Source organism: Vibrio sp. Vb0304 (assembly GCF_033338995.1).
Classification (GTDB): Bacteria; Pseudomonadota; Gammaproteobacteria; order Enterobacterales; family Vibrionaceae; genus Vibrio; species Vibrio alginolyticus.
The window spans coordinates 25,012-48,900 of sequence record NZ_JAWOTT010000029.1; the positions used below are offsets into that span (position 1 = coordinate 25,012).

A 23,889-nucleotide genomic window follows, 5' to 3' on the forward strand; every position below is an offset into this window, starting at 1 on the left:
AAATAACTGTAACGACCAAAGGCCAGCCTATGCTGGCCTTTTTATTCAGCAAAAACTTGCCTTTCTTGCTTGGTATAGCAAAATACCGCCCTTGATTGTCACGAACGTGGCGATTCACTACGTAAGCATTGCCAAAACGGATTGGAGCAACCGACCCTTTATGTTGTTGATCATCGATAACTACGACTCTTTTACCTACAACCTTTACCAATACTTCTGCGAGCTTGGTGCAGACGTAAAGGTGGTGCGTAACGATGAAATCGATATCCAAGGCATTGAGGCGCTCAACCCAACTCATTTGGTGATCTCGCCAGGGCCATGTACGCCGAACGAAGCAGGTATTTCACTGAAAGCGATAGAACACTTCGCTGGTAAGTTGCCGATCCTAGGAGTTTGTCTTGGTCATCAGGCGATTGCACAAGTGTTTGGAGGGGAAGTGGTACGTGCTCGACAAGTGATGCACGGCAAGACCTCACCAATTCGTCACAACGGTCGCAGTGTGTTTAAAAATCTGAATAACCCACTCACGGTAACCCGTTATCACTCTCTTGTGGTGAAAAACGGTACTTTACCCGACGTGTTTGAACTGACTGCATGGACAGAACTGCCGGACGGAAGCATGGATGAAATAATGGGTTACCAACATAAAGCCTTGCCAATTGATGCGGTGCAGTTCCACCCAGAATCAATCAAAACTGAGCAAGGTCACGAGTTGCTTGCGAACTTTTTAGCACGCAAAGCGATCTGATCGCGATCACTTTTCTTAACAAATCATTCATCTTTTTGCTGAGGTGAGCGGATTGCAAAACTATGCGATTCTCTCGAGTCTCTTTGTCTATTCATGTCTTTTTAAACCTTCTATCCCCTGTATTACATAACATTTATAAAAAATCACTTCTCTATTTTACTTTCTTGATGCATAAATAGTCATAAGCAGTGATTAATGGAAGTTGCTTTCGAGAACGAAAAGAATAAATCACTATTGAAATGGTTAATTAAATGTAAATACAATGCCGCAATAGCTTAAATGCAAAACATTATTTGCTGGCAAAGAGAGCCGGTTAAATTCGCTTATCTGCTACGCATGCGGTATCAAGAAGGAATGTGCAATGACAACGGAAATTAAAGTAGAGCGCGGTTTATTCGATGAGGTAATGGTACCTTGCTATAACCCGATGGAAATGATCCCTGTTAAAGGTGAAGGTTCACGTGTTTGGGATCAGGAAGGTAATGAATACATCGACTTTGCTGGTGGTATTGCAGTGAGCTGTCTTGGCCATTGTCATCCAGTAATGGTAGACGCACTAACAGAGCAAGCTAACAAGCTTTGGCACTTAAGTAACGTTATGACGAACGAACCAGCCCTTCGTCTGGCGAAAAAGCTAACAGAAGTGAGTTTTGCTGAGCGAGTGTTCTTTGCTAACTCTGGCGCAGAAGCAAACGAAGCCGCTTTGAAGCTGGCACGTCGTTATGCAGCAGACGTTCATGGCACTGAGAAGTCTGAAATCATTGCATTCAAACAAGGTTTCCACGGTCGTACATTCTTTACCGTAACGGTTGGTGGCCAAGCTGCATACTCTGACGGTTTCGGTCCTAAGCCAGGCGACGTGACACACCTTCCTTACAACGATATCGAAGCTTTACAAGCGCACATGTCTGATCGTACTTGTGCGGTCATGATGGAGCCACTACAAGGTGAAGGCGGCATCGTGCCACCAACGCCTGAGTTCGCTCAAGCGGTTCGCGAGCTGTGTGACAAACACAACGCCTTACTGATCTTCGATGAAGTGCAAACTGGTAATGGCCGTACAGGTAACTTCTACGCTTACCAAGGTTTAGGTATCACGCCAGATATTCTAAGTACTGCGAAATCACTTGGTGGCGGTTTCCCAATCGGTGCAATGCTAACGACAGCAAAATTGGCAGAGCACATGAAAGTGGGCACTCACGGTTCTACATATGGCGGTAACCCACTAGCGTGTGCGGTTGCAGAAGCGGTTGTAAATGAAGTTACTAAGCCAGAGGTGTTGGCTGGTGTGCTAGAACGCGAAGCATTGTTCCGTGAAGGTCTAGAGAAGATCAACGCGAAGTACAACATCTTCTCAGAAGTGCGCGGTCAAGGCCTATTACTTGGCGCTGCACTAAATGAAGAATGGCAAGGCCGTGCGCGTGACGTGCTGGTTGCTGCAGGTAAACAAGGTCTCATGGTATTGGTTGCGGGTGCCAATGTCGTACGTTTCACACCATCACTCGTTATCACACAACAAGAAATTGAAGAAGGCTTGGCGAAACTGGATAAAGCGATCGCGACTTTAGTTTAAGCGCGATATCAGTTTAAACGTCAACGCAGACACCCCCGTCAAGGATCTCTGATGGGGGAATTGTTCCTACAATATAGTTAGGATCTTCTTGCATCTGGAGGGAGTATTGATGCTAGTAGTTCGCCCTATCGCGATGTCGGATTACGACGCACTGCACACTTGTGCGGTGGAGTCTGGTCACGGATTTACATCTCTACCGGTTAACGAAGAACTGTTAACCAATCGAATCAAACATTCAGAGTACAGCTTTGGTAAGCCAGATGTGGCAGAACCAGGCGATGAAGGCTACCTGATGGTTGGCTTTGACTCTGAAACGGGTGAGGTTGCGGGTACCACCGGAATCGAAGCATCTATCGGCTGGGATGTCCCATTTTACTCATATCACATTAGTAAAGTCGTGCACTCGTCGCCAAAGCTTGGCGTTAACAACGTCGTTAAACTGCTTACTTTTGGTAATAACTACACGGGTAACAGCGAAATTTGTACCTTGTTCTTGCGTGAGAAATTCCGCCAAGGTCTGAATGGTCGTCTAATGTCGAAGTGTCGTTTCCTAATGATGGCAGAGCACCCAGAGCGCTTCTCTGAAACGATCTTTGCGGAGATGCGTGGCGTTTCAGACGACGAGGGTAATTCACCATTCTGGCAATGGCTTCAAGAGCATTTCTTCTCTATCGATTTCACGCTTGCAGATTACCTGACAGGCATCGGCAAGAAAGGCTTTATCGCCGACTTGATGCCGAAACTGCCTATTTACATCAACCTGCTCAGCCCAGAAGCGCAAGCCGTGATTGGTCAAGTACATGACAACACGCGTCCAGCGCTGAAGCTGCTTGAGCGTGAAGGTTTTACCAACCGAGGCTACGTCGACATCTTCGATGGTGGCCCAACGGTTGAGTGTGATCTGCGTAATATTGAGTCGGTACGTCATTCATTCCGCGCGCAAGTCAAAATCTCTGGACATTCCAGCACACAAGACTTCTTGATGTGTAATTCATCTTTCGAGAACTTCCGTGCGACAGTCACTAAAGCGGCGTATGACGCAGAAACACAAAGCGTAATGATCGCACCAGACGTTGCGGATGCACTTTCGGTTGAAGAAGGGGATTTCGTTCGCCTTCTTCCGCAGTAACAGACGACAGAATTTAAGGATAGAAACAATGACACATTGGATTGCAGGTGAATGGGTACAAGGTCAGGGTGAAGCATTTACGTCTCTGTCGCCGTACAACCAAGAAGTGATCTGGCAAGGCAAAGGTGCAACGGCAGAGCAGGTGAACCAGGCGGTATCTGCAGCGCGTGAAGCGTTTATTGACTGGAAAAAGCGTCCATTTTCAGAGCGTGAGGCAATCGTGTTGGCTTTTGCGGAGAAAGTAAAAGAGAACAGCGAAAAAATCGCCGAAGTGATTGCCAAAGAAACCGGTAAGCCGATTTGGGAAACGCGCACTGAAGCAGCAGCCATGGCAGGTAAAATTGCCATTTCGATTCGCGCTTATCATGACCGCACTGGTGAGGCGAGCCGTGAAGCAGCAGGCAACCAAATCGTATTGCGCCACCGCCCATTGGGCGTGATGGCGGTGTTTGGTCCTTACAACTTCCCAGGCCACCTACCAAATGGTCACATTGTGCCTGCGCTACTGGCTGGTAACACGGTAGTCTTCAAACCGTCTGAGCAAACGCCATGGACGGGTGAATTGGCGATGAAGCTATGGGAAGAAGCCGGTCTGCCGAAAGGCGTGATTAACCTTGTTCAAGGCGCGAAAGAAACTGGTATCGCCCTAGCTGACGCAAAAGGCATTGATGGCGTACTGTTTACGGGTAGCGCGAATACGGGGCATGTATTACACCGTCAATTTGCGGGTCAACCAGGCAAGATGCTCGCACTAGAAATGGGTGGTAATAACCCGATGGTGATCTCTGATAAATATGGTGATTTGGATGCCACGGTTTACACCATCATCCAGTCAGCGTTTATCAGTGCTGGGCAGCGTTGTACGTGTGCTCGTCGTTTGTATGTGCCATTGGGTGAAAAAGGCGATGCGCTTATCACCAAACTCGTTGAAGCGACACGCAATATTCGCGTAGACCAACCATTTGCAGAACCTGCGCCATTTATGGGACCGCAAATTTCGGTCGCGGCAGCCAAGTTTATTCTTGATGCACAAGCTAATCTACAGTCTCTTGGCGGTGAAAGCTTGATTGAAGCGAAAGCAGGAGAGGCGGCGTTTGTTTCTCCTGGTATCATTGATGTAACGAACATTGCTGAGTTACCAGATGAAGAATACTTCGGCCCACTTCTGCAAGTGGTGCGCTACGAAGGATTAGACAAAGCCGTGGCGCTAGCAAACGATACGCGCTTTGGCTTATCTGCTGGTTTGGTTTCAACCGACGACCAAGAATGGGAATACTTCGTTGACCACATTCGTGCAGGAATCGTGAACCGTAACCGCCAGCTTACTGGTGCAAGCGGTGATGCGCCATTTGGTGGTCCGGGGGCGTCGGGTAACTTGCGCCCAAGCGCTTACTACGCAGCAGATTACTGTGCGTACCCAATGGCATCAATGGAAGGTCAAGAAACTGTCTTGCCTGCAACATTGAGTCCAGGTGTAGTGCTATAAGTTTTAATAATAGAGTCGCAACTATGCATTGCGGCTCACCTTGCCGGCGCATCATTTAGGTATGGGTTGTAGTGATCGTTGGCAGAACACGAAAAGTGAGCAAAGACTCGGAAAAGCGTGTTGACTGACTGGCATTTACCGTCACAGGTTGATGGTTGCTCGTTCATTATTCTGGACAACTTTTGTTGTGAACGAGCAGCCAACTTCCGCTTACCTTTAAACTCTACATCTCGTAACAAGGAGTCGTTATGACGCCCGATGTGTTATTTGAATCGCTATGGCAAGATTACATTCAACGTCTTTGCCCTTCGGCGGCTAAAGTGCATCAGCTGCTTCAAGAAGATGAGCCTCTGATTAATGATCATATAGCTTTACGTACCTTCAATATCGCGCCTCTTGGTATTGAAACTCTAGCTAAGCCATTTGTAGCTATTGGTTACAAGGCGTGTGGTGATTACGTTTTCGAAAGCAAAAAGCTGGTTGCTAAGCACTATGAGCACCCAGATCCGAAGCAACCTAAAGTATTTATTAGTGAGCTAAAAGTTGAAGAGTGCTCGCCTGAGCTACAAGAGATTGTGAAAAATTTGGTGGCACAAGTCGATGCTGACAAGCTGAACGATAGCGCATTCTTACATGGTGGACGCTTGTGGGATTTAAGCTTTGCTGATTACCAAACGTTGGCTAAAGAAAGTGAGTACGCATCTTGGCTTGCGGCGCATGGTTACGGAGCAAACCACTTCACGGTGAGCGTTAACCAACTCAATGAATATGAAGAAGTGAAGCAGGTAAACGATCATCTGCGTACCGCTGGGTTTACCATTAATGAAAATGGTGGTGAAGTGAAGGGCACTCCTGAGGTGTTGCTAGAGCAGTCATCGACCATGGCAGATAAAGTAGCGGTTCGTTTTAGCGAAGGCACTGAAATTATCCCTGGCGGGTTTTATGAATTTGCTAAGCGCTATCCGATGGAAAATGGTGATTTGTACCCAGGTTTCGTGGCCGCTTCAGCTGACAAAATCTTTGAAAGTACGAATGGCTAAGTTTTAGGGTTAACCTGTTAAGCTTACTCATTAGTGTTCGCTGCACCCTATCTTATTTGGTCATGAGTAAATAAAAAGCCACCAATGTTGCCATTGGTGGCTTTTATAATTTTGTTCGTGTCACTCTAGTTTGAGATTAACGAGTACCGTAAACCACGATGGTTTTACCGTGAGCAGAGATTAGGTTCTGCTCTTCTAGCATCTTCAAAATACGACCTACTGTCTCACGAGAACAGCCAACAATTTGACCGATTTCTTGACGAGTGATCTTGATTTGCATGCCGTCTGGGTGAGTCATTGCGTCTGGTTGTTTTGCAAGGTTCAGAAGCGTCTGAGCGATACGACCAGTTACGTCTAGGAACGCCAGGTCACCCACTTTTTGGCTAGTTACTTGAAGACGACGAGCCATCTGCGCAGAAAGACGCATTAGGATGTCTGGGTTTACTTGGATAAGCTGACGGAACTTCTTGAAAGAAATTTCAGCAACTTCACAAGGAGATTTAGCACGAACCCAAGCTGTGCGCTCTTGGTCTTCCTCGAATAGACCAAGTTCACCAATAAAGTCTCCTTGGTTTAGGTAAGAAAGGATCATCTCCTTACCTTCTTCGTCTTTGATAAGAACCGCAACAGAACCTTTAACGATGTAGTACAAAGTTTCTGCCTTTTCGCCCGCGTGAATTAGCGTGCTCTTTGAAGGGTACTTATGAATATGACAGTGTGAAAGAAACCACTCTAATGTTGGGTCGGTTTGAGGTTTACCTAGAACCATAATATCTCACTTCCTCTGCAGGGTACGCTTGCGCTATCCATATTTTAGCTAAGCCTGAATTAGGCCTACTAGAATAAGAGCACTTTTTATATGCTGCAAGCTCTCTTGTGTTTCGGTAAGAAATAGTATCCTTTTTCGAAAACGATTTCTTGATTTTAATCGTGCCATGATTGAGATTTTGTAAGCAAAACTGTGCACATTATCACGGTATGAAAAGTAAACATCTTCGCAGGCAGGTTTTTAGCCAATTTTCCCTGTTTCGATGAGCTGTTGTAGGATAGGCCGAACTATGAGCTCCATTGCAAAGCTCATCTTACCGCCGGGTACGACAATCGTGTTGTGGCGTGACATGAATGAGCCATCAATCATGGCCAGCAGATATGGGAAGTCGACATTCTTGATACCGCGTAGGCGAATCACCACAAAACTCTCATCCAAACTAGGGATGCCTTTTGCATTAAGTGGGTTGGAAGTATCAACGGTCGGTACGCGCTGGAAGTTGATGTGAGTACGAGAAAACTGCGGAGTGATATAGTTGAGGTAATCGTCCATGGATCGCACGATTGAGTCCATTACCGCTTCACGCGAATGGCCGCGATCGCGAGTGTCACGTACGAATTTTTGGATCCACTCTAAGTTCACAATCGGCACCATGCCAATTAAGAAATCCACATGTTGAGCAACATTAACATCGCCATCGACCACGCCACCATGTAACCCTTCATAAAACAGCACGTCGCTGTTTTCGGGTAAGTCTTGCCACGGTGTAAACGTGCCTGGCATTTGATTGTAGGGAACCGCTTCGTCAAACGTGTGCAGATAACGGCGCACGCTGCCAGTGCCGTCATGCCCGAACTTACGGAAAAACTCTTCTAATCCCGGGAAGTCATTAGCTTGTGGGCCAAAGTAGCTAATGTGTCGACCTTGCTCGCGGGCTTTGCGAATTTCGATGTCCATTTCTGGGCGAGTAAAGCGATGGAAGCTATCGCCTTCAACCCATGCGGGTTTAACGTTCATCATATTGAACATTTTACGGAAGGCTTCAGATGTAGTGGTCGTGCCGGCACCGGACGAACCAGTAACCGCAATAATTGGGTGTTTAGCTGACATGACAAACCTTGTCGAAAATTACTTACCTGTAATGTGCAGTAGAGTTACTACTGCACGGTCGATATCCCACTATAGCACGTAACAATACCTTGTCATCGAGTGGGATACGGTAAAATGTGAAGGGTCTAAAATTTTGTTTTATGTTGAATATCGACGGTTTCGTGTAGCTCAGAGAACACGATAACCGCTTCACCTTTTTCCAATTGAGCTTTGACTTGATCAATTTTGTCTTGCAAAGAAACCTCGACGGTTCCGTAATCCGTTCCTTCGCGTAAGACGAATTCACGAATTAAGTTTTCCAATGTTTCCGGCGCAATGTCTTGCCATGGAATGATCATAAATACCTCTAACTTTTATGATGAGCGGCTAGTTTACTGCGTTCGTTGCTTGGATACAGCAGAAAGGTAATCTGCGGCGATACTTTCGTAATACGCGGGCAGCGCTTCCTCCAACCAAAACTTAGGTTTTAACGCCGTTCCTGTCAGGAAGCCAACATGGCCACCGTGTTCAAAGAGACGGTAATCAATGTTATCTGGCAGAACAAATTTCGGGATCACATCGTCGGTCATGAATGGATCGTCTTTGGCGTGAATGATCAGTGTCGGTAGCGTGATCTGTTGTAATTTACTTAAGCCTGAACATTGATCGTAATAATCTTGTGCGTCTTTAAAGCCATGCAATGGTGCGGTGATCAAATCATCGAATTCATACAGCCGTGTGACACGTTTTATTGAGTTGTAGGACAGCGCAAGCTCGCCGTGCAGTAGATGATGCTTTTGTAACGCGTTACGTTTCAGTGAAGAAAGCAGGTAACGGCGATACACTTTCGAAAAGCCTTGTTCAATACGGTTTGCACACGCCGCTAGGTCTAAAGGCGCTGAGATAATAGTCGCTGCATTCAAAATAGGGTGGTCTTTATATTGGGCTAAATAATTCGCCAACATGTTACCGCCAAGAGAAATACCAACTGCAACTTTGGGATTATCAGGAAAACGTTGTTCAAGGTGCTCTAGGAAGTAACGAGCATCCGTCACTTCTCCCGAGTGATAAGCTCGTGCTTTTTTGTTTGGTTTACCGCTGCAGCCACGAAAATGCATCATCACCGACAGCCATCCAGATTGAGCAAATGCATTCATCAGCCCATTGGCATAAGGGCTATAGAAGCACCCCTCTAACCCATGAAATAAAACAAAAATCGGCTTTTTTTGTGCAGGCTCTTGGGTTGGGTCCTCGCTCCACGCGAGATCGAGAAAGTCGCCATCGGATGTATCGAGGGTTTGCCAAATCGGCGTAAACAACGCTTTTTTGCGAATAAAACGCGGCAAAAGCGTTTGGAGATGCGGGTTTTTGATCCCGGCGGCTGCGAAAAATTGTGTCATACCTAACTGCTCTTATGCGGTCCTTCGGTGTCCGTTGAAGAACTTATTAATATAATCCTTTATAAAGATTATAGGTATTCTACAGATTTATGGGCGTTTTGGTGGTTGAATGTTTGGCACCGGAATAGCAAAGGCTTGCTGCAAATGTTCCCCACCGAGTTGACGACAGTATCTCAACGTCAGTGGGTCACCATCATTTTTGAGTAGTGCAAGTGAGTTAATGCAGTCCACCAAATCCGCTTGTTGCTGCTTTTCTAGTTGCAGCTCAAACTGCAAGGTCTCACGATACAAAGCGTCATTGACTTGAGACTTAAGGTGGCGACGAAGGTCGCGAAAGGAGTGAAGTAAAGTTTCGCTCCTACCTAGACAGTCTTGTACCAAGGGCCAGTCTTTTTCTTGGAAAATGAGTTGCTGCTCATCGAGCCATCTGAGCAGCAGGAGTAGGTTCACGTTACCGTGGTAGTTGTTCTGTAATGATAAACACGCCTCTTTCACTTCTCGCACACCATAAAATTGCAGACTAAACTGCCAAAGGTGTTCTAGGGTGAGTGTGTATTCAGCGTGTTGATTACTCATTGATTAAACTCTAGCTCCATCTGCTCCAACGTTTCTTGAGCAGACATCCATTCCATTTCAATTTCTTCGAGCTCAGCTTTACTGGAAGCTTGAAGTGCCAGCACTTGGTTAAGTTTAGCTTTATTTTCGGCCGCATACAGTGAGTTGTCCGCCAATTGTTCTTCAGCTTCGGCCAGTGCAGCACCTAACTTATCCATTTTATTTTCTAGTTGTGTCAGCGTTTTGCGAATTGGCGCTGTCTGTTTTCGAAACTCTGCATCGCGACGTTTTTGCTCTTTCTTCGCAGCTGCGCTGTTGGCCGTATCTTTGCTTGGCTGCGCAGCCTGCGCTTCTTTGCGTTCCGCTCTTTGTTGTTCGGTTAACCATTTATAATAGTCATTTAAATCACCGTCGAACGGAGCAACTTGTCGATCATGCACTAAATACAAGTCATCGGTCGTAGCGCGCAGTAAATAGCGGTCGTGCGAAACAATCACCATCGCACCTTCGAATGTTTGCAGTGCCATCGTAAGTGCTTGGCGCATGTCCAAGTCTAAGTGGTTGGTCGGTTCATCAAGTAGCAACAGGTTTGGCTTTTGCCACACAATTAAAGCCAATACCAAACGGGCTTTTTCGCCACCAGAAAACGGCGCAACTTTTTCTAGTGCTTTGTCACCTTGGAAGCCAAAGCTACCTAGGTAATCACGTAGCTGCTGTTCGGTTTGATCGGGTGCGATTTGCATCATGTGTTGCAGCGGCGTTTCTTCAGGATGAAGCGTTTCTAACTGGTGCTGAGCGAAGTAACCAATTTTCACGCCTTGTGAGTAAGTTAGGTCACCACCTTGCGCGTTAAGTTCACCAGAGAGCAACTTGATTAAGGTCGATTTACCCGCACCATTACGGCCGAGTAGACCAATACGACTGCCAGGAACCAAGTTCAAGCGGATCTTCTCTAAGATGAGGTTGTCACCGTAACCTGCAGATACTTCATCCATCATCATGATTGGGTTTGGCAGCGCAGCTGGCTCACGGAATTGAAAGCTAAATGGGTTATCGAATTGAGCTGGCAGTACTTTTTCCATGCGCTCCAAAGCTTTGATACGGCTTTGGGCTTGGCGTGCTTTTGATGCTTTGTAACGGAAGCGGTCGATGTAGCTTTGCATGTGCGACATCTGCTTCTGTTGCTTTTCAAACATCGCTTGTTGTAACACCATTTTTTGCGCACGTTGGTTTTCGAATGACGAGTAGTTACCCGTGTATTCGTTCAGCTGCTGATTCTCGATGTGAATGATGCGACCAACAATTGGATCAAGGAAGTCTCGGTCGTGCGAGATCAGAATCAGCGTGCCAGGGTAGTTTTGTAGCCAACGCTCTAACCACATTACCGCATCCAAATCTAAGTGGTTGGTTGGTTCGTCGAGTAGCAGTAGATCAGAACGACACAATAGCGCTTGAGCCAAGTTAAGACGCATACGCCAACCACCCGAGAATTGGGTCAAACTCCAACTCATTTGCTCTTGGCTGAACCCTAAACCATCGAGCAGTTCTGCCGCGCGAGCGCGAATGCTGTAACCACCAATGGTTTCAATTTTACCGTGTATCTCGGCAACTAGGGTTCCGTTGTCTTGTGTTTCTGCTTCAGCCAACTGCTTTTCGAGTGCTCGGTACTCGCGATCACCATCAATGACGTATTCCAGTGCAGTGCGCTCTAGCGCAGGCGTTTCCTGTGCGACCCAGGCCAACTCCCAGTGTTGAGGTTGGCTAAATGAGCCAGCATCAATTGACAGTTCATCTTTCAGTAGGGCAAACAGCGTTGATTTACCGCAGCCGTTTTTGCCCACAAGACCGACTTTATCGCCAGGGTGAATAGTCGCAGAAGCTTGGTCTAAAAGAGGTTTACCGCCACGCAGTAACTGAATATCAGAGAAGGTAATCATAAAGTTTTCATTCACTTTGCGCAGTGCGCGTTGCTTGGTTACATAGCGAAGTGGTTTCAATCGTTTTTAAAGCCACTTGGGTATATATCTAGCGGTGAATAGTAGGGGTATTGACCGGAAAAGTCGATTGATTCGCTTTAATTGCATTATGCTGTACAAAAAAGTATAACAATTTGATAACGGATAAAAATAACCACAAGGACGACCATTTGGCTGTTGCACCGTCTATTCTCCCAAAAGTTCTGGTCATTTATGCTCATCCAGAGCCACATAACTCGATTGCCAATCAAGTGATGATAAAAAAAGCTCAGTCGCTTGATCACGTCACTGTGCACGATCTTTACGGTGTTTACCCTGATTTCTTTATTGATGTGAATTACGAACATGAGTTGTTGCTCGCTCACGATGTGATTGTATTTCACCACCCACTTTATATGTATTCATGTCCAGCCCTATTAAAAGAGTGGCTAGACCGAGTGTTAGGTAAAGGCTTTGCGTTTGGCGGAGGTGCGGCGCTAGAAGGAAAATACTGGCGCAGTGTCATTACAACAGGTGGTAAAGAAGAAGCCTTCAGCGCGAAGGGGTACAACAAATACCCACTTGAGCAAATCTTGCAACCGTTTGAACTGACGGCAGCCCTATGCCAGATGCACTGGATTGAACCACTGGTGTTGTATTGGTCAAGAAATGTTTTAGATATTGAACGCTACGAACATGCCGAGTTATACCGTGGATGGCTGAGTAACCCACTTGAAAACTGGCAAGCGGCAGATCGAGGAGGTCAGTATGGCGATCACCAGTGAGTTTCTTCAAAGCAGTGTGGTCTTTCTTTCGGCTGCGGTTATTGCGGTGCCGATTGCTCAGCGCCTTGGGCTTGGCTCGGTTTTAGGTTATTTACTCGCTGGTGTGTTGATTGGCCCATGGGGGCTTGGCTTAATTAGCGACGTTGATGCCATTTTGCATTTTGCCGAGCTTGGGGTTGTGTTGTTACTGTTTTTGATAGGGCTGGAATTAAACCCTAAAAAATTGTGGCAGATGCGAGGGCCTATTTTAGGTTTAGGCGGTGCGCAGGTTGTGGTCACGACCGCCGTGATTGGTAGTGTCGTCAGTATGTTTGGCGTAAGCATGCAAGTGAGTTTAGTTATCGGGATGGGGTTAGCGCTGTCCTCGACGGCGATTGCGCTTAAAGTCATTGAAGAGCAAGGGCTTAATGGTACCGAAACGGGGCAATCTGGTTTTGCGGTGCTGCTCTTTCAAGATATTGCAGTGATCCCGATGCTGGCGATGTTGCCCTTGCTAGCAGGCGGGCATAGTGGTGGAAGTTGGTTGGATGTCTTCACTATTTTAGGCAGTGTGGTAGCACTGTTGATTGGAGGTCACTTTTTACTACGTCCGCTATTTCGTTTTGTCGTGATGAGCGGTGTTCGTGAGCTCTTTACCGTTGCTGCACTTTTAGTCGTGCTTGGCATTTCGGTCGTGATGCAAAAGCTCGGCCTTTCGATGGCATTGGGGACTTTTTTAGCAGGCGTTTTGCTGGCAGAGAGTGAGTATCGCCATGAGTTGGAAATCGCTATCGAGCCATTTAAAGGTCTGTTGTTGGGGTTATTCTTTATTGCGGTGGGCATGGCGGTAAACTTGGGGTTATTGGCATTACATCCTTTAGAGATTCTCGGTGCGGTGGTGGCTTTGGTCGTGGTTAAGGGTTTGGTTTTGTATGCATTGGCGAGAGCTGCCCGTGTCGGAGCCAAAGCGAGAAGCCGTATGGCTGCAATTTTGAGCCAAGGCGGTGAGTTTGCCTTTGTCATATTTACCGCGGCGAGCCAAGAGGGCATTTTGTCCAAAGAGCAAGTGGCGTTTCTGTTGGTGGTGGTCAGTCTATCCATGGTGACGACTCCTCTTTTGCTGATGGGACAAAAGAAGTGGTTTGCTCATACCCTGAATCAAGAAGAAGAGGGCATGACCACGAAAGTCGTGGATCGCCGACCACGCGTTATCATTGCAGGCTTTGGACGTTTCGGTCAGATCGTCGGACGTTTAATGTATGCCAATAAAATCAAAGTGACAGTATTAGAAAGTGATGCCAGCCAAATCCACCTATTACGTAAGTATGGTTACAAAGTGTTTTATGGCGATGCTACACAAATTGACCTATTGAGGGCTGCTGGCGCTGATAAAGCGGAAGCATTGATTATTTGTACTGATTCACCTGATGAGGTGATGGCTATCGTGGACATTTGTCGCGTGCACTTCCCGAAACTTAAGTTGTTAGCCCGAGCAAGAAGCCGTGTCGAGGCTTACCAGTTAATGAGTCATGGTGTAGAGAATTACTCTCGTGAAACATTTTTAGGGGCGCTAGATCTCGGTCGCCAAGCGCTCGTAGAACTGGGTATGCATCCTTATCAAGCAAAGCGGGCAGAAGCACATTTTCGCAAGTTGGATAATGCTATGCTTAAGGACTTATTGCCTCAACACAATGAAGATAAGAAATTAGCTCAAAGGGCGAAAGAGGCACGCAAAGAGCTAGAAGAAATATTTGGTCGTGAAATGGAGAGCGACCATCAGTCACCTAATCATTGGAAGTAGTACTTGAGCCAAGACTCAAGCTAAGGAAATAGCGTGAAAATCAAGAAACGTTTTATTGCCGGCGCTAGCTGCCCAAATTGCAGCCAGCAAGATACCCTGCGCTGGTGGATTGAAAATAACATCGAGTTAGTTGAGTGTGTCGAGTGTGAGTTTACAGAGCAGCGCAAACCACAATCTGTAGAGAAAAATAAACACTCAGATCAGGAAATGATCGGAATTTTTAAGCCGGAGTAATTGAACTTCGATAATTGATCCCCATAATACACCCAGATATCTCAGTACTTAACCCCATTCAGGTTAAGTCAATTAATCTCCCTGGAGTTAGTATGAAAATTGAAAAGAACGTTGTTGCAAGCCTTGCATACAAAGTAATGATGGAAGACGGTGTCGTTGTTGATCAATCAACAGCAGAAGCACCTCTAGATTACCTTCACGGTCACAACAACCTAATCACAGGTCTTGAAAAAGAACTTGAAGGTAAAGTGGCTGGCGACAAGTTCTCAGTAACGGTAGCTCCTGAAGAAGCTTACGGTGAGCACAACGATGCGCTAGTACAGCGCGTTCCTGCGGACGTATTCCAAGGCGTTGAGCAAATCGAAGTTGGCATGCGCTTCCTAGCTGACACTGACCAAGGTCCAATCCCTGTTGAAGTAACAGAAGTTGACGGCAACGAAGTGGTTGTTGACGGTAACCATATGTTAGCTGGTCAAACACTAACTTTCGAAGTAGAAGTTATGTCTACACGTGAAGCAACAGCAGAAGAGATCGAACACGGTCACATCCACCAAGGTGGTGGCTGTTGTGGTGGTCACGATCATGACCACGATCACGAAGAAGAAGGCGGCTGCTGTGGCGGCGGTAGCTGTGGTTCTCACTAATCATAAGCTCCTTCACTAGATAATCTTATCTAGCAAAGCTTTGAAAAGCGCAAGTTGAGTTTTCAACTTGCGCTTTTTGTTTATCTAAGGTGTAGTGCCAACCATACAAGGAATAACAGTTGGACAAAGTGATGACGAAACCTTTCTCGATTGCCATTCATGGTGGTGCGGGCACCATCTTGCGTGAACAGATGAGCGATGAGCTGCAACAATCCATCTTGGCGGATTTAGAAGCTGCGGTAAAAGCGGGACATCAAATTCTAGACACGGGCGGTGAAGCCTTAGATGCCGTCGTAGCGGCAGTGAAAGTATTGGAAGACTCTCCTAACTTTAATGCGGGTAAAGGCTCAGTGCTGACCAACAACGAAATGGTTGAAATGGACGCTTCTGTGATGGATGGGCGAAACCTTGCAGCAGGCGCGGTCGCTGGGGTTCGTCATATCAGAAACCCAATTGAGCTCGCTCGTGACGTGATGCGAAACAGCAATCATGTGCTGTTGGTGGGTGAGGGCGCAGAGAAGTTTGCTTTTGAGCAAGGCCATGAGTATACCGAGCAAGATTACTTCTTTACTGATCGCCGTTATGAGCAGTTGCTGTCTATGCGTGAGAAAGGACTGTTTGCTTTGTCGGAATCTCGTTACCCAGATGACCGTAAGCACGGTACGGTTGGTGCGGTAGCGTTAGATCAACAAGGCAACTTAGCCGCTGCCACCAGTACGGGTGGCGTGACGAATAAGAAATACAACCGAGTCGGAGATTCGGCTCTTATTGGTTGTGGTACGGTGGCCGAAAATGGCGTCGTGGCAGTTTCCACTACGGGTGTCGGCGAGTTCTTTATTCGTAAACGTGTTGCGGAAGACGTTGCAGCACGTATGCGTTACTTACAAGAAGATATTCATACGGCTTGTGAACACATTATCCAAGGTGATCTCAAACAGATGGGCGGAGAGGGCGGTTTGATTGCCATTGATGCTAAAGGTGAGATGCACTTTGCGATGAACAGTTCTGGCATGTACCGAGCAGGCATTAATACGCAAGGCGAGCTGAGCGTTAAAATCTACGCCGACGAATAGCTTCCTCTTGAGTACCTTCTTAAGTAATTAATACAACAAAGCCCAGAACATGTTCTGGGCTTTATGCTATTTGAGCCTGCATTTTAATAATGCGGTGGTGGGGTTTCTTCTGACGGATCGGCTAAATTCGACGAGTCCATATTTTTTACTTTACCTACCACATATTTCATTTGATCGAGCATCTTGGTAATTTGCAGTTGTTGCTGCGATAAAGCTCCGTTCAGATCTTCAATAGTCTGTTCTTGGAACGCAAGCTGACATTCTAAGTCATTAATGCGTGCTTCCAATTGCTGAATGATTTTTTCTGTCATGATCCGTTCTCTAACTGCCAAGCTTGGGCAATACCTGCTGAAGTAGCAGTAATTACGCGTTGTTTTGAATCAAAGGCTGCATCATACACGACCGCACGGGGAGGGCGAGTGTCTTTTTTGGGCTCCACTTCAAATCCACTCATTCGTTTTCCGGTTTGAGTATCCCATATCGACACACGGCCAGAAGGGCTTCCTGTGACTAGTTGAGTCCCGTCGTCAGAAAATCGTGCGGTAGAGAAAATTAATTGGCGTGACCAACTGCTCAACTGTGTGACTTCTTGTCCAGTTTTTAAATTCCAAACAATCGCTTGGTTTCCGCCATCAGATGTCATTGCTAATTTTCCATCTCTTTGCAGGGCCACGCGAACAATTCGTTGTTCATGTTCGAAGGTTCGTAGTACTTGTCCGGTTTCGGTATCCCACAGATACGCTTTATAGTCATTACCTCCGGTTAGGGCGAAGCGCCCATTAGGAGAAATGGCCACGGAATTGACTTTTTCACGATGCGCAAGGAACTCCATGCGACGCCCGGTGACTAAGTTGACATAAATTGCTTTACCGTTGGATAACCCAAGCAGAACTTGTTCACCATTACTGGTGATATCAACGTCGCGAATGAGCGCATCAGAAATAGACCAAAGGCCTTCGGATTGCGTCCAGCCTAGGTCCCAAACTGCGAAGTTCATTTGGCTTGCTGTAATTGCGTAGCGACCATTGTCAGATATGCGGATATGGGAAACCACATTGGCATCGGCATCGAGTTCACCCAGGTTGGCTAGTTGTTCATTTTGCTCTAGGTCCCACAACATCAAATGACGTTGTTGAGAATAGAGCAGAGCAAACCGTCCATCTCTGCTAAGTGCGAAGCTCGTCGCACCTTGAGGTTCTATCGGCCAACGCTGCACTTCACGCTCGGCGAAAAAGCAACCATTTAACGTGGTGATGACAATTAAATATAGGAATAAATGAAAAATTCTTTGCATCACATCTAATAATCCGGTTTGTGTCTTAAGACATATAGCTAGTATATTGGTATAACGATTGTCTTCACTCGTCTCATAGAAGATTTGTGCACAACAACCAATGGCAGAGCCATTATTGGGAGAATTTAATGAAATCAGTTTTAAAAGTGTCGCTACTTGCTGCAACAGTTATGCTAGCGGTAGGTTGTCAGAAAGAAGAAACTAAAACAGAAACCGCACCTCAAGCAGAACAAGTTCAAGCAGAAACCGGTAAAGCGGTTCACTTTAAAACCGACGACGACAAAGCGGCATACGCAATCGGTGTTTCATTTGCTAACTACCTAAGCACAAGCATCGACAAGCCAAGCGAAATCGGCATTAATCTTAACAAAGATTTGGTACTAAAAGGTATCGAAGACGTCTTCAAAGGCAATGCTGAATTGAATGAAGAAGAAACACGTGCAGCACTAGAATCTCTAGACAAGCGTGTTGCAGAAAAGATGCAAGCACAAGCGGCTGAGAAAGCAGCTGAAGCGAAAAAAGCTGGCGATGATTTCCGTGCTGAGTTTGAGAAGCAAGAAGGCGTAGTGAAGACAGATACAGGTCTTCTATACCAAGTAATGACACCAGCTGAAGGTGAGAAGCCAAAAGACACTGATACGGTTCAAGTACACTACAAAGGTACTCTGATCGACGGTACTCAGTTCGACAGCTCATACGATCGTGGTGAACCTGCAACGTTCCCACTTAACCGTGTAATCCCAGGTTGGACAGAGGGTGTTCAGCTAATGCCTGTGGGTTCTAAATTCAAATTCGTTATCCCGCCAGAGCTAGCATACGGTGACCAAGACACACCAAGCATTCCTGCTAACTCAACGCTAGTATTTGAAGTTGAGCTGCTAAAAGTTGAGAACGACAACGCAGAGCAATAACAATAAGCTGCGATAAGTTATTGAAAAAGGTCCGTTTAACGGGCCTTTTTTGTTCTAGGTCACTAGTTGGTGAGTTTGCTAGGTTGCTTTTCAAATTTTCTGATAAACTTACACCAATTTGTTGATTTTTCGCTCGAAGGCTTATGACAACTACAGAAACAATAAACGCGGAGATGTTGCTCGAAATGGAATCCGTTAACGTGATGCCGTTTACCGAGCACGACAAAATCATTTTAAGATCTTATGAGGCGGTCGTGGATGGTATCGCCAGCCTGATAGGTCCATTTTGTGAAATCGTTCTTCACTCTCTAGAAGACTTAAATACCTCTGCAATTAAAATCGCTAACGGTGAAAATACGGGGCGCCAAGTCGGCTCACCAATCACTGATTTAGCGCTTAAGATGCTAAAAGACATCGAAGGCTCGGAGCGCAACTTCTCACGTTCGTACTTTACCCGTGCAAAAGGTGGCGTGTTGATGAAGTCGATTACTGTCGCCATTCGTAATGGCGAAAATCGCGTGATTGGTTTGTTGTGTATCAACGTCAACTTGGATGCGCCTTTCTCGCAAGTTCTTCAGTCTTTCATGCCGACGCAAGAAGCGAAAGAAGCGGCTTCCTCGGTCAACTTTGCTAGTGACGTAGAAGAGCTGGTGGACCAAACTGTTGAACGCACCATCGAAGAGATCAATGCGGATAAATCCGTGTCTAACAACACCAAAAATCGCCAGATCGTGATGGAGTTGTACGACAAAGGTATCTTCGATATTAAAGATGCCATCAACCGTGTTGCGGATCGCCTTAATATTTCAAAACACACCGTTTACTTGTACATTCGTCAACGTAAAACCGAGGATGATGAAAGGTGAGTAAACTGACTTACACGTTAGTGGTGAATGGTCCCGTTTATGGCAGCCAGTCAGCGCGCAGTGCTTATCAGTTCGCCAAAGCGTTGATAGAGCAAGGCCATCAGCTAGTGAGCGTCTTCTTTTATCAAGATGGTGTGACTAATGGTACTGCTTTGAGTGTGCCAGCCAACGATGAATTTGATCTCAATAAGGCGTGGCAGTCTTTGGCTAAAGAGCATGGTGTTCGCCTAGAAACTTGTGTCGCGGCCGCTTTGCGTCGCGGGATTGTAAGTGAAGAAGAAGCGAATCAACATGGTTTGGTTCAGAACAATCTAGCCGATGGTTTTGAACAAGCAGGCTTAGGTAGCCTAGCTGAAGCGATGTTAACCCAAGACAGAGTGGTACAGTTTTGAGTCAGTTAACTTATCTATTTCGTAGTGCGCCACATGGCAGTGCAGCTGGTCGTGAAGGTGTGGATGCACTGTTAGCCGCGTCGGCTTACTGTGAAGATATCAGCGTCATTTTCATGGGTGACGGGGTATACCAGCTTCTACTCGGACAAGACCCCAACAATATTTTGAGTAAAGATTACGCGCCGATGTTAAAGCTTTTCGATTTATACGACATCGAACAAGTCTTTGTGTGTTCAGAGTCGTTAACCCAGCGAGGTTTGGCGCAAGCGGATTTAGTCATTGAAGCCCAAGCGTTAAGCTCAGAACAGCTCAAAGATAAGTTACAACACGCTGGCAAGCTACTGTCTTTTTGAGGAAGTTATGTTACACATCATAAAAACAGTCTCTGCTCTAGAAGACGCTATGCCTTTATGCAGTGAACAGGATGACATCTTACTTATAGAAGATGCAGTGTACGCTGCTAACTCGCAACATAACGCATTTTCCCACCTAAAAAACCGCAGCGTATTTGTGTTAGAGAGCGATGCACAAGCTCGCGGTATTGCAAATCGTATCAGTCCATCGCTGACGATTGTGAATTATTCAGGCTTCGTTGAACTAACAGCAAAACAGGATAAATCCCTAACTTGGGATTGAACAAGATTTGCTGTCGACAAAGCTTTACGGATGAATTGTTCTAATTGAACAAAAAAGATCCGTATATTTCTTGACACACCTCTCACTGCTGCATAGAATTTTGCGTCCCTAACTGCATTGGCAGTTGGGGATAGATTTTTCACAAAGCTTACTTTCAAGTAAATCAGGAGCTAGTTAATGGCAACTATTAACCAGTTGGTACGTAAGCCACGTGCAAAGCAAGTTGTTAAAAGCAACGTGCCTGCACTAGAAGCGTGCCCACAAAAACGTGGTGTATGTACTCGTGTTTACACTACTACACCTAAAAAACCTAACTCAGCACTTCGTAAAGTTTGTCGTGTACGTCTGACAAACGGCTTCGAAGTTACATCGTACATCGGCGGTGAAGGTCACAACCTTCAAGAGCACTCAGTTGTTCTAATCCGTGGTGGTCGTGTTAAAGACCTTCCAGGTGTGCGTTACCACACTGTTCGCGGCGCACTAGACTGTGCTGGCGTAAATGACCGTAAACAAGGTCGTTCTAAGTACGGTGTGAAGCGTCCTAAGTCTTAATGGATTCCGTTAAGTAAGGCCAAACACTAAATTATTTTTAATTTTTTGAAAAAACTGAAAAGTTTTGGATAAAACCTGAAGAAGACAACGGAGATAAATCCATGCCACGTCGTCGCGTCATTGGTCAGCGTAAGATCCTTCCAGATCCAAAATTCAAATCTGAATTGCTGGCAAAATTCGTTAACATCCTAATGGTTGACGGTAAAAAATCTACTGCAGAGAAAATCGTTTACACTGCACTAGATGCTATGGCTGAAAAGTCTGGTAAAGACCACTTAGCTATTTTTGAAGAAGCTCTTGAAAACGTTCGCCCAGCGGTAGAGGTTAAATCTCGCCGTGTTGGTGGTTCAACTTACCAAGTACCTGTAGAAGTACGTCCGGTTCGCCGTAACGCACTTGCTATGCGTTGGTTGGTTGAAGCTGCGCGCAAGCGTGGTGAAAAATCTATGGCTCAACGCCTAGCTGCTGAAATGCTAGACGCGTCTGAGAACAAAGGTACTGCGGTTAAGAAACGTGAAGACGTTCACCGCATGGCTGACGCAAACAAAGCGTTCGCTCATTACCGTTGGTAATACCTTCTGTGCTGCGAGGTTCTCTCGCAGCACTTTTCTATACTCTAAGGTACACCTTAGTAAGAGGATACAATCGTGGCTCGTAAAACTCCTATTGAGCTATACCGTAATATCGGTATCTGTGCTCACGTAGATGCAGGAAAAACAACCACAACTGAGCGTATTCTGTTCTACACTGGCCTTTCTCACAAAATCGGCGAAGTTCACGATGGTGCAGCAACCATGGACTGGATGGAGCAGGAGCAGGAGCGTGGTATCACTATCACATCCGCTGCTACTACTACATTCTGGCGTGGTATGGAAGCACAGTTCCCTGAGCATCGCGTAAACATCATTGATACCCCTGGACACGTTGACTTTACTATCGAAGTAGAGCGTTCTCTTCGTGTACTTGATGGTGCTGTGGTTGTGTTCTGTGGCTCATCTGGTGTTGAACCTCAGTCTGAAACTGTATGGCGTCAAGCAGACAAATACCACGTTCCACGTTTGGTATTTGTAAACAAGATGGACCGTGCGGGCGCAGACTTCCTACGCGTTGTGAACCAAATTAAGAATCGTCTTGGTGCGACTCCTGTTCCAATCCAGCTGAACGTTGGTGCGGAAGATGAGTTCAGAGGTGTCATCGACCTTATCAAGATGAAAATGATCAACTGGAATGATGCCGATCAAGGCACTTCGTTTACTTACGAAGACATCCCAGCTGACATGATTGAACTTGCTGAAGAGTGGCGCAACCACATGGTTGAATCCGCTGCTGAAGCTAGCGAAGAGCTGATGGACAAGTACCTTGAAGAAGGTGAATTGACTGAAGCTGAGCTCAAACAAGCTCTACGTACTCGCACACTAAATAACGAAATCGTACTGGCTACTTGTGGTAGTGCGTTTAAGAACAAAGGTGTTCAAGCGGTACTGGATGCAGTAGTTGAGTTCTTGCCATCGCCTGTTGACGTACCTGCAATTAAAGGTGTCGACGAAAGAGAAAATGAAGTTGAGCGTCATGCTGACGACAACGAACCTTTCTCAGCGCTAGCGTTTAAGATTGCGACTGACCCATTCGTGGGCACGCTAACTTTCATGCGTGTTTACTCCGGTGTTGTAAACTCGGGTGACGCTGTTTACAACTCAGTAAAAGAGAAGAAAGAGCGTTTCGGTCGTATCGTTCAGATGCATGCGAATAAGCGTGAAGAAGTGAAAGAAGTTCGCGCTGGTGATATTGCAGCTGCTATCGGTCTGAAAGACGTAACAACAGGTGACACACTGTGTGATCAGAACCACAAAGTGATTCTAGAGCGCATGGAGTTCCCTGAACCAGTTATTCAGATTGCTGTAGAGCCTCGTTCTAAGGCAGACCAAGAGAAAATGGCTATCGCGCTAGGTAAACTAGCAGCGGAAGATCCATCATTCCGCGTGGAAACGGACGACGAATCAGGTCAGACTCTGATCTCAGGTATGGGTGAACTTCACCTAGACATTATCGTTGATCGTATGAAGCGTGAATTCAGCGTTGATTGTAACGTTGGTAAACCTCAGGTTGCTTACCGTGAAACCATTCGTGGTAAAGCGGAAGTTGAAGGCAAGTTTGTTCGTCAATCAGGTGGTCGTGGTCAATACGGTCATGTTTGGGTCAAACTTGAGCCTTCTGAGCCTGGTGAAGGTTTCGTATTCGTAGACGAAATCGTGGGCGGTGTGATTCCTAAGGAATACATCAGTTCGGTATCGAAAGGTATCGAAGAGCAAATGAATAGTGGTGTTCTAGCGGGTTACCCTGTACTAGATATTAAAGCTACACTATTTGATGGTTCTTACCACGATGTAGACTCAAGCGAGATGGCGTTTAAGATCGCTGGCTCGATGGCATTCAAGAAAGGTGCACTAGAAGCACAACCTGTGATTCTAGAACCTATGATGAATGTCGAAGTAACCACTCCGGAAGACTGGATGGGTGACGTTGTTGGTGACCTAAACCGTCGTCGCGGTATCATTGAAGGCATGGACGAAGGTGTGGCTGGTCTTAAGATCATCCGTGCTCAAGTACCACTATCCGAAATGTTCGGTTACGCAACTGATCTACGTTCTGCAACTCAAGGCCGTGCGTCTTACTCTATGGAGTTTCACGAGTACGCTGAAGTGCCGAAAAACTTCGCAGATAAAATTATTGCAGAGCGTGGTTACTAATTGACGATTGAACTGCAAAAAGTTTACGACTTTTTGCGAGATCAGGGCGTCCAAATATTGCGCTAACGGGCGTTGGCGCATAAAATAACAATTTCTGGCGCGTCGTCGATCAATAATGATCACGACGAATCATAACTAGGAAGGAACACGATCGTGTCTAAAGAAAAATTTGAACGTACGAAACCGCACGTTAACGTTGGTACTATCGGCCACGTTGACCACGGTAAAACA

Annotated in this window: 26 protein-coding genes; 18 read left to right on the forward strand and 8 right to left on the reverse strand. The window is 46.2% G+C overall.

All coding sequences use genetic code 11. The features are described from left to right. The first annotated feature begins 160 nt into the window (after positions 1-160). From R7P35_RS21370 to R7P35_RS21390, 5 genes are all read left to right on the forward strand, one after another. A complete protein-coding gene (locus R7P35_RS21370; protein ID WP_031780782.1) occupies positions 161-748 on the forward strand; it encodes an aminodeoxychorismate/anthranilate synthase component II in 588 nt (195 codons plus the stop codon). A 361-nt stretch (positions 749-1,109) separates the two neighbouring features. Then, positions 1,110-2,321, forward strand: a complete 1,212-nt coding sequence (locus tag R7P35_RS21375; RefSeq protein WP_042523636.1) for an aspartate aminotransferase family protein — start codon at positions 1,110-1,112, stop codon at positions 2,319-2,321. 109 nt (positions 2,322-2,430) lie between these two features. After that, positions 2,431-3,450 carry an arginine N-succinyltransferase gene (gene astA / locus R7P35_RS21380; protein ID WP_042523637.1) on the forward strand — a complete coding sequence of 340 codons (1,020 nt, stop codon included), beginning with the start codon at positions 2,431-2,433 and terminating at the stop codon, positions 3,448-3,450. A gap of 28 nt (positions 3,451-3,478) precedes the next feature. Continuing rightward, a complete protein-coding gene (gene astD / locus R7P35_RS21385) occupies positions 3,479-4,936 on the forward strand; it encodes a succinylglutamate-semialdehyde dehydrogenase (protein ID WP_025768787.1) in 1,458 nt (485 codons plus the stop codon). 248 nt (positions 4,937-5,184) lie between these two features. Next, positions 5,185-5,976: a DUF1338 domain-containing protein gene (locus R7P35_RS21390; protein ID WP_042523639.1), complete on the forward strand. Its 792-nt coding sequence runs from the start codon at positions 5,185-5,187 to the stop codon at positions 5,974-5,976. 136 nt (positions 5,977-6,112) lie between these two features. Here the strand turns inward: R7P35_RS21390 and crp are convergent, their stop codons facing one another. The 6 genes from crp to R7P35_RS21420 all read right to left on the reverse strand — a co-directional run bounded on the left by crp (position 6,113) and on the right by R7P35_RS21420 (position 11,726). Then, complete coding sequence (gene crp / locus R7P35_RS21395) at positions 6,113-6,745, reverse strand: cAMP-activated global transcriptional regulator CRP (protein ID WP_005381432.1); 633 nt, start codon at positions 6,743-6,745, stop codon at positions 6,113-6,115. 240 nt (positions 6,746-6,985) lie between these two features. Continuing rightward, on the reverse strand, positions 6,986-7,855 hold the full coding sequence (locus R7P35_RS21400; protein WP_005381434.1) for a phosphoribulokinase: 870 nt from the start codon (positions 7,853-7,855) through the stop codon (positions 6,986-6,988). Between the two features lie 125 nt (positions 7,856-7,980). Then, entirely contained in the window at positions 7,981-8,193 is a 213-nt protein-coding gene (locus R7P35_RS21405) for a YheU family protein (protein WP_005382815.1), read from the reverse strand. A gap of 33 nt (positions 8,194-8,226) precedes the next feature. Continuing rightward, positions 8,227-9,234, reverse strand: coding sequence for a hydrolase (locus R7P35_RS21410; RefSeq protein WP_033907159.1), 1,008 nt, complete (start codon positions 9,232-9,234; stop codon positions 8,227-8,229). Positions 9,235-9,321: 87 nt separating this feature from the next. Next, on the reverse strand, positions 9,322-9,810 hold the full coding sequence (locus tag R7P35_RS21415; protein WP_033907158.1) for a TIGR02444 family protein: 489 nt from the start codon (positions 9,808-9,810) through the stop codon (positions 9,322-9,324). Next, positions 9,807-11,726, reverse strand: coding sequence for an ABC transporter ATP-binding protein (locus R7P35_RS21420; protein WP_042523641.1), 1,920 nt, complete (start codon positions 11,724-11,726; stop codon positions 9,807-9,809). The genes R7P35_RS21415 and R7P35_RS21420 overlap by 4 nt, the downstream gene beginning before the upstream one ends. Before the next feature lie 209 nt (positions 11,727-11,935). On the opposite strand from R7P35_RS21420, the gene kefG reads away from it, so the two are divergent. The 5 genes from kefG to R7P35_RS21445 all read left to right on the forward strand — a co-directional run bounded on the left by kefG (position 11,936) and on the right by R7P35_RS21445 (position 16,260). After that, positions 11,936-12,529: a glutathione-regulated potassium-efflux system ancillary protein KefG gene (gene kefG / locus R7P35_RS21425; protein WP_053307380.1), complete on the forward strand. Its 594-nt coding sequence runs from the start codon at positions 11,936-11,938 to the stop codon at positions 12,527-12,529. After that, positions 12,513-14,309 carry a glutathione-regulated potassium-efflux system protein KefB gene (gene kefB / locus R7P35_RS21430; RefSeq protein WP_017633740.1) on the forward strand — a complete coding sequence of 599 codons (1,797 nt, stop codon included), beginning with the start codon at positions 12,513-12,515 and terminating at the stop codon, positions 14,307-14,309. Before kefG ends, kefB begins: the two co-directional genes overlap by 17 nt. Before the next feature lie 33 nt (positions 14,310-14,342). Next, a complete protein-coding gene (locus R7P35_RS21435) occupies positions 14,343-14,543 on the forward strand; it encodes a YheV family putative zinc ribbon protein (protein WP_005381449.1) in 201 nt (66 codons plus the stop codon). A 92-nt stretch (positions 14,544-14,635) separates the two neighbouring features. Then, entirely contained in the window at positions 14,636-15,187 is a 552-nt protein-coding gene (gene slyD, locus R7P35_RS21440) for a peptidylprolyl isomerase (protein ID WP_005381451.1), read from the forward strand. 131 nt (positions 15,188-15,318) lie between these two features. Beyond that, positions 15,319-16,260, forward strand: coding sequence for an isoaspartyl peptidase/L-asparaginase family protein (locus tag R7P35_RS21445; RefSeq protein WP_031812779.1), 942 nt, complete (start codon positions 15,319-15,321; stop codon positions 16,258-16,260). Positions 16,261-16,343: 83 nt separating this feature from the next. Here the strand turns inward: R7P35_RS21445 and R7P35_RS21450 are convergent, their stop codons facing one another. Next, positions 16,344-16,571: a SlyX family protein gene (locus R7P35_RS21450; protein ID WP_005381455.1), complete on the reverse strand. Its 228-nt coding sequence runs from the start codon at positions 16,569-16,571 to the stop codon at positions 16,344-16,346. Continuing rightward, complete coding sequence (locus R7P35_RS21455; RefSeq protein WP_017633742.1) at positions 16,568-17,554, reverse strand: WD40 repeat domain-containing protein; 987 nt, start codon at positions 17,552-17,554, stop codon at positions 16,568-16,570. The genes R7P35_RS21450 and R7P35_RS21455 overlap by 4 nt, the downstream gene beginning before the upstream one ends. A 128-nt stretch (positions 17,555-17,682) precedes the next feature. Here R7P35_RS21455 and fkpA point away from each other — a divergent pair, with 128 nt between their 5' ends. From fkpA to fusA, 8 genes are all read left to right on the forward strand, one after another. Further along, positions 17,683-18,465, forward strand: a complete 783-nt coding sequence (fkpA, locus tag R7P35_RS21460; RefSeq protein WP_017821751.1) for an FKBP-type peptidyl-prolyl cis-trans isomerase — start codon at positions 17,683-17,685, stop codon at positions 18,463-18,465. A 143-nt stretch (positions 18,466-18,608) separates the two neighbouring features. Next, positions 18,609-19,331 (forward strand): transcriptional regulator, encoded by a 723-nt coding sequence (locus R7P35_RS21465; protein WP_005382804.1) that lies wholly within the window; start codon positions 18,609-18,611, stop codon positions 19,329-19,331. Continuing rightward, positions 19,328-19,723 carry a sulfurtransferase complex subunit TusD gene (tusD, locus tag R7P35_RS21470; RefSeq protein ID WP_017633744.1) on the forward strand — a complete coding sequence of 132 codons (396 nt, stop codon included), beginning with the start codon at positions 19,328-19,330 and terminating at the stop codon, positions 19,721-19,723. Before R7P35_RS21465 ends, tusD begins: the two co-directional genes overlap by 4 nt. Continuing rightward, on the forward strand, positions 19,720-20,076 hold the full coding sequence (tusC, locus tag R7P35_RS21475; RefSeq protein ID WP_005382801.1) for a sulfurtransferase complex subunit TusC: 357 nt from the start codon (positions 19,720-19,722) through the stop codon (positions 20,074-20,076). The genes tusD and tusC overlap by 4 nt, the downstream gene beginning before the upstream one ends. A gap of 7 nt (positions 20,077-20,083) precedes the next feature. Further along, positions 20,084-20,359 (forward strand): sulfurtransferase complex subunit TusB, encoded by a 276-nt coding sequence (tusB, locus tag R7P35_RS21480; RefSeq protein WP_042523643.1) that lies wholly within the window; start codon positions 20,084-20,086, stop codon positions 20,357-20,359. A gap of 177 nt (positions 20,360-20,536) precedes the next feature. After that, entirely contained in the window at positions 20,537-20,911 is a 375-nt protein-coding gene (rpsL, locus tag R7P35_RS21485) for a 30S ribosomal protein S12 (RefSeq protein ID WP_004399892.1), read from the forward strand. A 101-nt stretch (positions 20,912-21,012) separates the two neighbouring features. Continuing rightward, positions 21,013-21,483 carry a 30S ribosomal protein S7 gene (gene rpsG / locus R7P35_RS21490; protein ID WP_005382796.1) on the forward strand — a complete coding sequence of 157 codons (471 nt, stop codon included), beginning with the start codon at positions 21,013-21,015 and terminating at the stop codon, positions 21,481-21,483. Positions 21,484-21,558: 75 nt separating this feature from the next. Beyond that, positions 21,559-23,658: an elongation factor G gene (gene fusA, locus R7P35_RS21495; protein WP_005382794.1), complete on the forward strand. Its 2,100-nt coding sequence runs from the start codon at positions 21,559-21,561 to the stop codon at positions 23,656-23,658. Positions 23,659-23,889 lie beyond the last annotated feature (231 nt).

Excerpts from the sequence above, each read along its gene's own strand:
- R7P35_RS21405 (WP_005382815.1), bottom strand. The coding sequence starts at position 8,193 with ATGATCATTCCATGGCAAGACATTGCGCCGGAAACATTGGAAAACTTA.
- tusB (WP_042523643.1), top strand. The coding sequence starts at position 20,084 with ATGTTACACATCATAAAAACAGTCTCTGCTCTAGAAGACGCTATGCCT.
- slyD (WP_005381451.1), top strand. The coding sequence starts at position 14,636 with ATGAAAATTGAAAAGAACGTTGTTGCAAGCCTTGCATACAAAGTAATG.
- kefB (WP_017633740.1), top strand. The coding sequence starts at position 12,513 with ATGGCGATCACCAGTGAGTTTCTTCAAAGCAGTGTGGTCTTTCTTTCG.
- astD (WP_025768787.1), top strand. The coding sequence starts at position 3,479 with ATGACACATTGGATTGCAGGTGAATGGGTACAAGGTCAGGGTGAAGCA.
- R7P35_RS21410 (WP_033907159.1), bottom strand. The coding sequence starts at position 9,234 with ATGACACAATTTTTCGCAGCCGCCGGGATCAAAAACCCGCATCTCCAA.
- R7P35_RS21445 (WP_031812779.1), top strand. The coding sequence starts at position 15,319 with ATGACGAAACCTTTCTCGATTGCCATTCATGGTGGTGCGGGCACCATC.
- R7P35_RS21375 (WP_042523636.1), top strand. The coding sequence starts at position 1,110 with ATGACAACGGAAATTAAAGTAGAGCGCGGTTTATTCGATGAGGTAATG.
- R7P35_RS21370 (WP_031780782.1), top strand. The coding sequence starts at position 161 with ATGTTGTTGATCATCGATAACTACGACTCTTTTACCTACAACCTTTAC.
- crp (WP_005381432.1), bottom strand. The coding sequence starts at position 6,745 with ATGGTTCTAGGTAAACCTCAAACCGACCCAACATTAGAGTGGTTTCTT.
- R7P35_RS21420 (WP_042523641.1), bottom strand. The coding sequence starts at position 11,726 with ATGATTACCTTCTCTGATATTCAGTTACTGCGTGGCGGTAAACCTCTT.
- R7P35_RS21390 (WP_042523639.1), top strand. The coding sequence starts at position 5,185 with ATGACGCCCGATGTGTTATTTGAATCGCTATGGCAAGATTACATTCAA.
- R7P35_RS21400 (WP_005381434.1), bottom strand. The coding sequence starts at position 7,855 with ATGTCAGCTAAACACCCAATTATTGCGGTTACTGGTTCGTCCGGTGCC.
- rpsG (WP_005382796.1), top strand. The coding sequence starts at position 21,013 with ATGCCACGTCGTCGCGTCATTGGTCAGCGTAAGATCCTTCCAGATCCA.
- fkpA (WP_017821751.1), top strand. The coding sequence starts at position 17,683 with ATGAAATCAGTTTTAAAAGTGTCGCTACTTGCTGCAACAGTTATGCTA.
- R7P35_RS21450 (WP_005381455.1), bottom strand. The coding sequence starts at position 16,571 with ATGACAGAAAAAATCATTCAGCAATTGGAAGCACGCATTAATGACTTA.
- R7P35_RS21465 (WP_005382804.1), top strand. The coding sequence starts at position 18,609 with ATGACAACTACAGAAACAATAAACGCGGAGATGTTGCTCGAAATGGAA.
- R7P35_RS21455 (WP_017633742.1), bottom strand. The coding sequence starts at position 17,554 with ATGCAAAGAATTTTTCATTTATTCCTATATTTAATTGTCATCACCACG.
- R7P35_RS21415 (WP_033907158.1), bottom strand. The coding sequence starts at position 9,810 with ATGAGTAATCAACACGCTGAATACACACTCACCCTAGAACACCTTTGG.
- rpsL (WP_004399892.1), top strand. The coding sequence starts at position 20,537 with ATGGCAACTATTAACCAGTTGGTACGTAAGCCACGTGCAAAGCAAGTT.
- astA (WP_042523637.1), top strand. The coding sequence starts at position 2,431 with ATGCTAGTAGTTCGCCCTATCGCGATGTCGGATTACGACGCACTGCAC.